Raw genomic sequence first — 10971 nt, 5'->3', positions numbered from 1 at the left:
CGCCATGTCGTCGTACCTCTACCGTCTCGGCCGCTCGTCCGCCGCCCATCCCTGGCGGGTGATCAGCGCCTGGATCCTGCTCGTGGCCACCGCCGCGGCGCTCGCCTCGTCGTTCGGCGCACCGATGCGCGACGACTGGGACGTCCCCGGCGCCCGGGCACAGCAGGGCATCGACCTGCTCCGCGAGCACGGGGTCGGCGGCTTCGCCAGCGCCCGCGTCGTGGTCCACGACCGCGAGGGCGACCCCCTCCCCTCCGCCGAGATCGGCACGTTGACCGAGCGGCTGCGCGGCCTCGAGCACGTCGCCGACGTCGGGCCCGCCCGGCTCAGCGGCGACCGCGACACCGCCGTGCTGACGGTGCAGTACGCCGAGCCCATCACGCACCCCGACCTGATGGGCAACATCGAGCCGCTCGGGGGCGCGATCTCCGGGACGGTCGACTCGGGCCTGCAGGTGGAGCTCGGCGGCGAGGTCCCCGACACCGCGGGCGAGGCCTTCGGGGGCACCGGTGAGCTCGTCGGCGTGGGCATCGCCCTGCTGATCCTCGTCATCGCCCTCGGCTCCGCCGTCGGCGCGGGGCTGCCGATCGCCGCTGCCGTGGCCGGCCTGGCAGCGGGCAGCTCCGGCATCGCCCTGCTCGCCGCCACCATGACGGTCAGCACGTCCGCGCCGATGGTCGCCTCGATGGTCGGGCTCGGCGTGGGGATCGACTACGCGCTGCTCCTGGTCACCCGCCACGTGGAGCACCTCCGGCTCGGGCATGACGCCGTCGAGTCCGCGGGGCGCGCGGTCGCGACGTCCGGACGGTCGGTGGTGTTCGCCGCGGTGACCGTGCTGGTCTCGCTGATGGGCCTGCGCCTCGCCGGCCTGTCGACGTACGACTCGTTCGGCCTGGCCACCGCCATCGCCGTCGTGTTCGTCGCTGCGGCCGCCCTCACCCTGGTGCCGGCGCTGTGCCGGCTGGGTGGTCGCAAGCTGCTCCCCCGTGCCGTACGTCGCAACCGTCCGCTGCGCACCCGGGAGCCGCTCACCGCCCGCTGGGCCGCCCGCGTCGGCCGCAAGCCGCTCGTCTGGGCGCTGGTCAGCCTCGGCGCCCTGCTGGTGCTCGCCGCGCCCGTGCTCGACCTGCGCACCTGGCCCGGCGACGCGAGCAGCCAGCCGGCGGGCAACACCACGCGCCAGGCGTACGACCTGGTCGCCGCCGAGCTCGGTCCCGGCGCGAACGGGCCGCTGACCGTGGTGGTGCCGACCTCCGCCACGGGTGCCGCGGACGAGGCGGTGGCGACGCTGCGTGCGGACGACCGCATCGCAGGCCTCGAACCCGTGGTGACGACGCCGGACGGCGCGCTCTCGATCATCACCGCCGAGCCCGCCTTCAGGCCCACCGACGAGCGGACCCCGGACCTGATCGACGACCTGCGCGCCGCGCTCCCGGCGAGTGCGGAGGTGACCGGTTGGACGCCGTTCTTCTCCGACATCTCCGACATGCTGCAGGAGCGCCTGTGGTTGGTGATCGCGTTCGTCGTCGGCGTCTCGGTCCTGCTGCTCGCGCTGATGTTCAGGTCGGTGCTGGTGCCCCTCAAGGCCGCGGCGATGAACCTGCTCTCCATCACCGCCGCCTACGGCGTGCTCGTCGCGGTCTTCCAGTGGGGCTGGGCCGCGGAGCTGATCGGCGTCGACCAGCCGATGCCGATCTCGAGCTGGATGCCGATCCTGCAGTTCGCGATCCTGTTCGGCCTGTCGATGGACTACGAGGTGTTCCTGCTGTCGCGGATCCGGGAGGACTACCTGCGCACCGGCGACCCGCGCGGCAGCGTGGTCCGCGGCCTCTCGGCCACCGGCCGGGTGATCACCTCCGCCGCCGCGATCATGGTGGTCGTGTTCCTCGGCTTCGCCACCGAGGGCGACGTGGTCGTCAAGCAGCTCGGGCTCGGAATGGCCGTCGCGATCGTCCTGGACGCGACCCTCGTCCGGATGGTGCTCGTCCCGGCCACGATGTCGCTGCTGGGCCACTGGAACTGGTGGCTCCCGGGCTGGCTGGACCGGCTGCTGCCCACCGTGCGCGTCGAGGTCGAGGACGAGCCGGCTCCCGAGCGCGAGCTGGTCGGGGTCTGACCGTCGTGATCGGCCGGGCCGGCGCCCCCTGCGGGGGTGCCGGTCCGGCCACGCGCGATGATCGACCCATGACGGAGCGCAACGTCCTCGGCGGCGACCTGGACCCGTGTGGCACCGACCCGCTGACCGGCTTCCACCGCGACGGCACCTGCACGGTCGGGCCGCAGGACGTCGGCCTGCACGCCGTCTGCGCGGTGATGACCGAGGAGTTCCTGGCTCACCAGGCCTCGGTGGGCAACGACCTGTCCACCCCGCGCCCGGAGTGGCACTTCCCCGGCCTCGTCCCGGGTGACCGCTGGTGCGTGGTCGCGGTCCGCTGGCTCCAGGCGTACGACGACGGGGTGGCGGCGCCCGTCGTGCTGGCGGCCACGTCGGAGCGCGCGCTCGACGTCGTACCGCTCGAGGTGCTGCGGACGCACGCCGTGGACGTGCCCCCGGACCTCAGCACCCTGGACTGACCCGGCTTTCTCCTCAGAGTCCGGCCGGCACCACGTGGGCGTCGTCGCCGGGGTAGACGAGTCCTTCGTGGCCGTCGCCCCACCGGACGACGTACGGCGGGCCGCCGTCCGTCCCGCGGACCTCGACGATCTGGCCCTCGCGTCTGGGCGCGTCGACCCTGTTGCTCTCGGCCACCAGCCGGTCACCGACCTGCGCGTGCATCGCTGCTCACCACCCCTGTCCTGGTTCCTGTTCCCACGATGCGCCCGGGACGTCGGCGTCGGCAAGGGGCATCAGGTCTACAGACCGCAACGCGGCGCCGATGTCGCGCAGCCCCGACAGCACGCCGTACAGCTCGGCCTGGTCGGCCAGCGGGCCGGTGAGGGTGGTGGTGCCGTCGGCGTTGCGCGTGATCGCCAGGCCGCCGAGCCGGTCGGACCAGTGGTCGTCGAGGTGGCCCGCGACGCGGATCTCGTACGTCGCCGCGCCGGTCATCGCGACCCGACCTCCACGGGCACCGCGCGAGGCGTACGACGCCGGGCGGGCCGTCGGATCACCCACTCGGCAACGGCCAGGTTGATCGCCCAGCCGGCCGCCTTGAGCAGGTCGCCGCGCAGCTCGCCGTCGCCGACGACGGCCTCGCCGAAGCCCTGCGTGAAGACCTGGGTGCCGGCGGCGACGGCGAGCGCGTAGGCGCGGATCATCCACGCTCGGTGCGTGGCGAAGTCGCGGCGGCGGGCGGCGGCGACGCCAACGACGAGGCAGCCGACCATTGCCGACGCGACGACGAGGCGCAGGACGAAGAGCAGCGGACCGGTGCCGGGCTGCGGGTCGTAGAAGAGCGTGAGCCACAGCGCCGAGCCGGCGACCATCAGGCCGGCCACGGCGAGCACCCGGCCCGCCCGCCGGTGCCAGCGCGGGTGCCGGCGACGGATGCCCGCGACGAGCTGGAACGCGCCGACCAGGGCGAAGACCGCTGCGCCCACGATGTGCACGACCAGCGCGACCGGCCAGCCGGCCCACCGGTCGTCGGCCGGCATGATCTCGGGGCCTCCGGCCAGCTGGACCAGCCGGAGGCTTCCCGACATCACGGGCACGAAGCAGAGGGCGAACAGGGCGACGGGGATCGCCCAGCCGGTGCGGCGGCTCATCGGACCGAGGGCGAGAGCACCGCTGCGGCGGGCTCGGCGGTGCGGGCGTGGACGTCGACGGGGTTGCGCCACAGGGCGACGCCCAGGCCGATCAGCGCGATGCCCTCGGGAACGGCGAACGGCCGGTTGAAGGCCCCAGGCAGGAAGGCGAGAGCTGCGGTGCTGACGGTGCTGACGGCGAGCAGCGCCGAGGCCCAGCGGGGCAGGATGCCCGTGCGGAAGAGGGCGATGCCGAAGAGCAGACCGCCGAGGATGTAGCCGGCGCCGGCGATGTTGAGGACGACCTGCATGCCGCCGATGTCACCGTCCGGGGTGCCTCCGGCGGCGGCGCTCACGACGTCCATGACGTAGACCGGGTCGCTGTCGAGCAGCGTCGGGAGGACCGCGGCAGCGATGACCTCGACGCTGAGCAGCGTCAGGTAGCCGAGCGCGAAGACGGCGTAGCCGACGAGCCCGAGCGGCCCGGCCTGCCGGTGCTGGCGGAGGTACATGCCGGTGATGCCCGCGAGGGCGAGCACCGCCATCAGGGCCTTGGCGGTGCACCGCACGACCCACTCGGTGGTCTCGGTGTCGAAGGCGGCCTCGGCGGGGTGGTTGACCTGGACGGCGATGAAGATGCTCCCGGCGACCGCGGCGGCGACGCCGGCGGCCTTGGTCAGGCCGCTACTGGTGACGTTCATGGTGGGCTCCTGGACTCGTGGTGGCCGGAGGTTCCGGCGATGTCCAGGACGCTAGGAAGCGATGGGGTGACCCCACATCACATGACGATGTGACTCGGGTGGTGATCCCTCAGAGGAGCTCGCGCTCGGCAGCCCGTCGTACGGCTGCCCGGCGGGTGTTGACGTCGAGCTTGGTGAAGATGTGCTTGGTATGGGTGCGCAGGGTGTTGAGCGAGACGAAGAGCCGCTGCGCGATCTCGGGTCCGGTCAGCTCTGTGGCGAGGAGGCGCAGCACCTCCAGCTCGCGCTCGCTGAGCCCGTCGGGCTGCGGCGACCGGGGCGGGGGCTCCTCCCGCGCGGCAGCCGCGAGCACGGTGGTCGCGTGCTCGCCCCCGTGCGCCGCCAGCAGCTCGACCATCGCCGCACCCTCGTCGAGGTAGAGCCGGCGATACCCGGCCGGCACCCCGCGCTCGAGCGCCTCCCCCAACGCCGAGAGGGCTGCGTCGCGGTCACCCTTCGCGTGGTGGGCGAGGGCTCGTACGACGTGCGCGTCGACCACGCTGCCTCCGCGCCCGGCGGCCCCGGCCTCGGTCGCGATCCGCTCGGTCGCGGCGACGACGTCGTCGAGACGATCGACCTCCGCCACCAGCAGCCGGGCGAGGGTCAACCGGTCGACCTCCCCGAGGTAGGTGGCGTCGCCGAGGTCGACGCGGTGCTCGGACGCCCACGTGCGGGCGTCGTCGAGCCGATCCTGAGCGATGCGGATCCGCGCCCCCAATGCGGGGATCGGGCGCACGTCGGGGAAGTACCCGGGCAGGAGGAGCGCCTGCGCCTCGCCCAGCGCAGTAACGGCCGCGTCGAGGTCGCCGCGCGCCCGGAGCAGCGCGGCTCGCGCGACGTGGACGCGGTGCCGGTTCTCGATCAGCGACGCCCGCTCACCCAGCTCCACGACCGTCCGCAGGTGCGACTCGGCCTCGGCCAGCGACCCCTGCTCGACCAGCACCTCGGCGAGCGCCACGTGCAGGTCGCCGGTCGTCGACAGCGGCGGGCCCGGGGTCGACTCCGCGGCCGCGAGCGCGTGCTCGAGGAGGCGCCTCGCCTCGTCGGGCCGACCTCGCCCGCGAACGATCTCGGCCAGCACGACGGTCATCCCGAGCCCGTCGGCGACGTTCCCCGCGGCCCGGATGTGGTTCGCCGCCTCGCCGAACGTGTCGGCGGCGGCCGCCAGGTCCCCGGCGGCCCAGGCCGCCAGCCCGAGGAAGCCCGACGACGCCCCGAGCACGAAGTGGTCGTCGGGCCCGACGAGGTCGCGGGCCCGGCTCGCGTGGGCCGTCGTCGCGGCGACGTCGCCGCGGGCCTGGGCGACGGTCGCCCGGTAGACCTCGACCATCGCCGGCAGGGTGGCCAGGTCCTGGTCGCGAGCTGCCCTCGCGGTCGCCGGGCCCGTCGACGGCGGGGGCGCCTCCTGCGACTCCAACGCTGCCTCGGCGACGTCGAGCCACCGGTCGAGCCCGTCGAGGTCGCCCTCGGAGAGCCGCGCCCACGCGAGGTGCATCGCCAGCAGCGGGCGGTGTCGTACGACGTCCTCCGGCAGGGCCCGCAGCCACTCGCGCATCGCCCGGTCCTCGCGGCGCTGACGCATCCCGGGCACGGCGAGCTCCACCAGGTCGGCGGCCTGGTGGACGTAGCCGCCGGCGAGGGCGTGCCGGACGGCGTCGGGCAGGCGGTCGTGCTCGGCGTACCAGTCGGCGGCGTGCTGGTGCAGGCGCCCGACGTGCTCGGCGCCCCCGGCCGTGAGTCGCGCGCGCAGCGCCTCGCCGAAGAGGTGGTGGTAGCGCCACCACTGCCGCTCGTCGTCGAGCGGGACCACGAAGAGGTTGGCCCGCTCGAGCGCCTCCAGCACCTGCTGCCCGTCGGAGCGACCGGTGACCGCGTCGCACAGCGGCCCGCAGAGGTCGTCGAGGACGGAGGTGTCGAGCAGGAACGACCGGACGTCGGCGGGCTGGCCGGCGAGCACCTCGTCGACGAGGTAGTCGAGGACGAACCGGTGGCTGCCGGCGAACGCGTCGACGAACCCGTCCGGGTCGGCGGTGCCGGCAGCGGAGAGGGCGGCGAGCTGCAGTCCGGTGGCCCAGCCCTCGGTCCGGCGCTCGAGCGCGGCGACGTGCTCCGGCTCCAGGCCGAGACCCATGACGTCGTTGAGGAACGCCGTCGCCTCGGCGGTGGTGAACCGAAGGTCGGCAGCCCTGACCTCGAGCAGCTCCCCGCGGGCCCGGAGCCGCGACAGGGCCAGCGGCGGATCGGCCCGCGTCGTCATCGCCACGCTGACCTGCGGTGGCAGGTTGTCGAGCAGGAAGGCGACCGCCTCGTGCACCTCGGCGCCGTCGATCACGTGGTAGTCGTCGAGCGCGATGACCGTCGGTCCGGACAGCGCGTCGAGCTCGTCGACCAGGACGGCCAGCACGTCCTCCGCCCGCACCGTCCGCTCGTCCTCGAGCAGCGCCGTCTCCTCAACGCCGACCTCCGGGCTGGCGACGCGGACGGACGCCACGAGGTGCGTGAGGAACCGCCGCAGGTCGTCGTCTGCGACGTCGAGCGACAGCCAGGCGGTCCGGACGTCACCGGCCGCCAGCCACTGGGTCAGCAGCGTCGTCTTCCCGGACCCGGCCGGCGCCGCCACCAGCACCAGCCGCGGCATCTGGCCACGGCCAGTGGGCAGCCGGTCCGTGAGGCGGCTGCGGTCCACGAGCTGCCGGCGCGACAGCGGGACGCGCAGCTTCGTGCCGAGCACCGCCATGGCGTCAGGTTAGTGGCGGGGACGGGCCGAAGGACCCTGCCGGGCAGGTCGTCCCCCGGCCTAGCGTGGCCGGCGAAGGGAGCACCACCATGAGCGATCGCACCAGCACGGCCTCCGGTCAGGCCGGCAACGCCATCTACGGTCTCGGCATCTTCGGCGCCTGGGTCTACTTCTGGATGGAGGCGGACGGCCTCTGGCAGCACCTGCTCGCCATCCTGGAGGGCCTCGTCTGGCCGGCCTTCGCCGTCTACTACGGCCTCGACGCGCTGGGCGCGTGACACGACTCCTGGCCGCCACCAACCTGGGGCCACGAGCCGCAGGGGAGCCGGAACGGTAAAGGAATGCGCGAACCACTGGCGGCACCTGTGGAGGACCCCTAGCGTCGCGGCAACATCCAGCAAAGACGGGGGACGTCAGCATGCTCGGAAGGAATCGTGGTGCCCGCTCAAGGCGGGCCTTCGGCGTGATCGTGACCTTGGGACTCGGGGTGGCCAGCCTGGCGGCGACGGCCCCGGCCAGCGCCCAGACGACCGTGGTCACGGCACCGATCAACCAGGGCGGGACGGTCGCCGTGCCCGCCGGCAAGACCAAGAAGCCCGACAAGCCCTGCCCCAACGCCGGGCGCCCGGCGCCTCCGTCGGAGCTCGGCCCGAGCGTCCCGGCGGGGAAGCTCGCTGCAGGGCTGAAGGACGGGGCTGCGCCCGGTCACTGCCGGTTCGCCTACACGGCCGTGCTCGACGTCCAGCTCCCGCCCCCTCCCGCGAACAGCTCGCTGGTGGCGGCCAAGCTCCGCATGACGGTGTCCGAGGTGCCGTCCCCCACCGACCTGGCGGTCTTCGCGACGACGACCGAGGCACCGCAGGGCACTGTCCTCTCCGAGACGGCGCCATCGGTGGATTCACCCGCGGCGACCACCTCCGTCGCTTCTCCCGGTGCGGTCGTCCTCGACGCCCTCCCGGCCGTCGAGTCGCTGCTCGGAGGGAGCACGTCCTCTCTCGCCGTGTCCGGGCTCCCCGCCCGCGCGCTGTTCGCGGCGCCGGGCACGGCCGGCGCGCCCACCCTCGAGCTGACCTACGAGGGCAGCGAGACCGATGACACCACCGCGCCCACCGTCAAGATCACCGCGCCCACGTTCGGCGAGAGCGTGTTCGGTGACGTGATCGTCGACGTGGACGCGGCCGACGACACCGCCGTCGCCGCCGTGACGGTCACCCTCGGCGGTCGCCTCGTCGGCACCGACGAGCAGGCGCCGTTCTCGGTCGTGGTCGACACCTCCGGCCTGCCCAACGGCGAGCAGCCGCTGGCCGTGGAGGCCGTCGACGCCGCCGGCAACACCGCGCGCGACCTGATCCCCGTCGTCGTCGACAACTCGGGAGGTCCGTTGCGCCGACTCGACCTGGACTACCGGGCGGGCCGAATCGACGTCGACACCTACGTGCTGCAGTCGATGTACGCCGTGCTGGGCCAGCCCGAGCTGAACCCCCGCTACCTCGGCCAGCTCCCCGACGAGGTCTCCTCGTGGACGTGGCTGGTGCTCCAGCACCGGCACCTGATGTCCACCGGCGCGCGTGCCCGGCTGGACGCGATGCTGACCCCGGTGGACGAGGTCCCGGCGCAGCCCATGGCCCGCGCCGCTGGCCCCAGCACCCTCGAGCTCGCCAGCACCGACGACGTGTCCGACCCCGACTGCAGCCGCCTGCGGAGCCTGCTCAATGACGGCTACGACTGCGTCGGCAAGGTCGGCGAGGTCACGCTGTGGTGGGACAGCGAGGACTACAGCGAGCCCAAGGGGGACGTTCCGGCCGAGGTGGCCGAGGCCGCAGCGGGCTTGGCGAACGCGCAGTCCTACTTCGACTCCCGCTCCTGGCAGTCCATCTCCCGGGTAGACGCCTACATGGCGCAGGGCGGATATCAGGGACGTGCAGTCTCGCTGCCCTACGTCAAGCAGATCTTCCTCAACCGCGACGACGCCGACCTGGCGGCAACCGCGGGTCACGAGCTGTTCCACCAGTACGAGTACGAGTACCTCAACGCCATCGACGTGCTCGACCCGCGCGACACCCTGGAGTTCCAGGACATCACGTGGATGCTCGAGGCCTCGGCCGAGTGGGCGAGCCACCAGCTGGTGGCGGCGTACCCGAGTGACTACAACGACTCCGACAAGACCGAGTACTACCGCAACATCGACCTGTTCCTCGAGGAGCCGCAGCGCGACCTGCTCGCCTGGGACTCGTCCACCAACCGGCAGTACGGCGCCTTCCCCGTCATCGAGTGGATCGAGGCGCAGGACGGTGCGGACGGCGTGCGCGAGCTCTGGGAGTCGATCGACGACAGCGGCAAGGTCCGCGACGAGCTCGCCACCGCCATCTCGCCGCTCGGCGACCTGATGTGGCGCGACCTCTACATGCTGGACATCGACATCCCCGGCCGGGTGGACCGCGCAGTGACGGACAACTGGCGCGGCGAGCTCGTTGACAACTCGAACGACGCACCGTATGCCTCGTCCGGGCGACGGCCGGTGGAGACGAGCCTCAGCCTCGGCAACGGCGACAGCGCCAGCGTCCCCGTGTCGCTGGGAGCCGGGGGCGCGACCTTCATCGAGGTCGACGTCGACCTCGACCAGCGCAGCGTGATCCGGCTGTCTCCGTCCATGGACGAGGGCGACGTCTCGATCGGGGCGTTCCCGCTCACCGACTACGACCTTGACCCGACGACGGCTCCCCCGACCTGCGCCACGCCCGTCCCGGACGGGGACGACTGGGTCATCGAGTACGACCCCGACACCTGCAAGGGCGTGAGCATCGTGGTGTCGAACCCCGACTTCCACGGCAGCGCGAGCGGGTCGCTGAACGTCGCGGTCGGCGACCGCGTCGACACCACCATCACCAACGGGCTGATCCGGATGGGCGTGCACGCCGAGGGTCACCTGAACGTCCCCGGTTACGACGCCTCGTCCGGCACCGGGACGACGACGGTCGGACTGCGGTGGGTGCCGACCAACGCCGACGCGCTGGCACCGGGTTGCGTGTGCGAAGGATGGGGCATCGCGGACGTGGACGCCGGCGTCGGCGGCTGGGCCAACGCGGACTGGGGCGGCACCCAGGACCTCACCCTCCGCAACGCGGCGTTCGACTCCGCGTCGGGCACCTCGGAGGTCGGCGCAGGCGCCGGTTCCCCCTTCGTGGTCGAGCACGACTTCTCCGTCGCCCGGGAGACGGCGAACCTGTTCCAGGTCGACGTCACCATCACCAACAACACCACGGCGCTCGGCGAGCTGCTCGGGTTCTACGACTACGGCCCGCTCACGCCCACCTACCGCCGGGTCATGGACTGGGACGTCGAGCCCACCGCGTTCAGCGAGTACGTCACGATCGGGGCCAAGGGCGGGCAGCTGCCCGCAGAGGTGGTGAACGCAACCAACGACGGGTTCGCCAGCCCCGACCCGCGGGACGCCGCGACCGACCTGGGGGCCCGTGGCCTCTTCGAGGACTTCGGACCGGACGACCACGGCACGCTGTTCGACGTACAGCTGCCGGAGATCGACCCGGGCGAGTCCGTGACGTTCACGCTGTTCTACGGCGCTGGAGCCACCTCCGCGATGGCCAAGGACGCGCTGCGCCTGGTCGACGCCGAGGCCTGGAGCCTCGCCGAGCCGGACGTGGCGGATGGCGCCACCACGGGCGAGCCGAACACCTTCGCCTTCGGGTTGCGGTTCGACCGGCCCATCCCCGCCCTGGCACGTGGGCTGGTGGCGGAGCCTGCTCCGGAGCTCGAACCCGCGCGGAACGACGGACAGGTGCGGCAGTAGGA

9 protein-coding genes are annotated in these 10971 nt (G+C 73.0%); 4 read left to right on the top strand and 5 right to left on the bottom strand.

Annotated features, from left to right (window positions below):
* Positions 1-4: 4 nt before the first annotated feature.
* A complete protein-coding gene (locus JOD65_RS06775) occupies positions 5-2116 on the top strand; it encodes an MMPL family transporter (RefSeq protein WP_191193152.1) in 2112 nt (703 codons plus the stop codon).
* Between the two features lie 68 nt (positions 2117-2184).
* Positions 2185-2574, top strand: coding sequence for a DUF2237 family protein (locus tag JOD65_RS06770; protein ID WP_191193153.1), 390 nt, complete (start codon positions 2185-2187; stop codon positions 2572-2574).
* A gap of 13 nt (positions 2575-2587) precedes the next feature.
* Here the strand turns inward: JOD65_RS06770 and JOD65_RS06765 are convergent, their stop codons facing one another.
* The 5 genes from JOD65_RS06765 to JOD65_RS06745 form a co-directional block, all read right to left on the bottom strand.
* Positions 2588-2776, bottom strand: a complete 189-nt coding sequence (locus tag JOD65_RS06765; protein WP_191193154.1) for a DUF1918 domain-containing protein — start codon at positions 2774-2776, stop codon at positions 2588-2590.
* 6 nt (positions 2777-2782) lie between these two features.
* Positions 2783-3049, bottom strand: a complete 267-nt coding sequence (locus JOD65_RS06760) for a DUF8691 family protein (RefSeq protein WP_204810988.1) — start codon at positions 3047-3049, stop codon at positions 2783-2785.
* Entirely contained in the window at positions 3046-3705 is a 660-nt protein-coding gene (locus JOD65_RS06755; protein ID WP_191193155.1) for a DUF2306 domain-containing protein, read from the bottom strand. Before JOD65_RS06755 ends, JOD65_RS06760 begins: the two co-directional genes overlap by 4 nt.
* Positions 3702-4385 (bottom strand): hypothetical protein, encoded by a 684-nt coding sequence (locus JOD65_RS06750; RefSeq protein WP_191193156.1) that lies wholly within the window; start codon positions 4383-4385, stop codon positions 3702-3704. Before JOD65_RS06750 ends, JOD65_RS06755 begins: the two co-directional genes overlap by 4 nt.
* Before the next feature lie 109 nt (positions 4386-4494).
* Positions 4495-7161, bottom strand: a complete 2667-nt coding sequence (locus JOD65_RS06745) for a winged helix-turn-helix domain-containing protein (RefSeq protein WP_191193157.1) — start codon at positions 7159-7161, stop codon at positions 4495-4497.
* Positions 7162-7250: 89 nt separating this feature from the next.
* Between JOD65_RS06745 and JOD65_RS06740 the strand changes: the two genes are divergently transcribed.
* Together JOD65_RS06740 and JOD65_RS06735 are read left to right on the top strand one after the other, a co-directional pair.
* A complete protein-coding gene (locus tag JOD65_RS06740) occupies positions 7251-7439 on the top strand; it encodes a hypothetical protein (RefSeq protein ID WP_191193158.1) in 189 nt (62 codons plus the stop codon).
* 185 nt (positions 7440-7624) lie between these two features.
* Positions 7625-10969, top strand: coding sequence for an Ig-like domain-containing protein (locus tag JOD65_RS06735; protein WP_191193159.1), 3345 nt, complete (start codon positions 7625-7627; stop codon positions 10967-10969).
* Positions 10970-10971 lie beyond the last annotated feature (2 nt).

The organism is Nocardioides cavernae, assembly GCF_016907475.1.
Taxonomy (GTDB): domain Bacteria; phylum Actinomycetota; class Actinomycetes; order Propionibacteriales; family Nocardioidaceae; genus Nocardioides; species Nocardioides cavernae.
Note: the sequence above shows the minus strand (reverse complement) of the source record. Positions and strands in the feature narration are given on the sequence as shown.

Excerpts from the sequence above, each read along its gene's own strand:
- JOD65_RS06775 (WP_191193152.1), top strand. The coding sequence starts at position 5 with ATGTCGTCGTACCTCTACCGTCTCGGCCGCTCGTCCGCCGCCCATCCC.
- JOD65_RS06760 (WP_204810988.1), bottom strand. The coding sequence starts at position 3,049 with ATGACCGGCGCGGCGACGTACGAGATCCGCGTCGCGGGCCACCTCGAC.
- JOD65_RS06740 (WP_191193158.1), top strand. The coding sequence starts at position 7,251 with ATGAGCGATCGCACCAGCACGGCCTCCGGTCAGGCCGGCAACGCCATC.
- JOD65_RS06750 (WP_191193156.1), bottom strand. The coding sequence starts at position 4,385 with ATGAACGTCACCAGTAGCGGCCTGACCAAGGCCGCCGGCGTCGCCGCC.
- JOD65_RS06770 (WP_191193153.1), top strand. The coding sequence starts at position 2,185 with ATGACGGAGCGCAACGTCCTCGGCGGCGACCTGGACCCGTGTGGCACC.
- JOD65_RS06745 (WP_191193157.1), bottom strand. The coding sequence starts at position 7,161 with ATGGCGGTGCTCGGCACGAAGCTGCGCGTCCCGCTGTCGCGCCGGCAG.
- JOD65_RS06765 (WP_191193154.1), bottom strand. The coding sequence starts at position 2,776 with ATGCACGCGCAGGTCGGTGACCGGCTGGTGGCCGAGAGCAACAGGGTC.
- JOD65_RS06755 (WP_191193155.1), bottom strand. The coding sequence starts at position 3,705 with ATGAGCCGCCGCACCGGCTGGGCGATCCCCGTCGCCCTGTTCGCCCTC.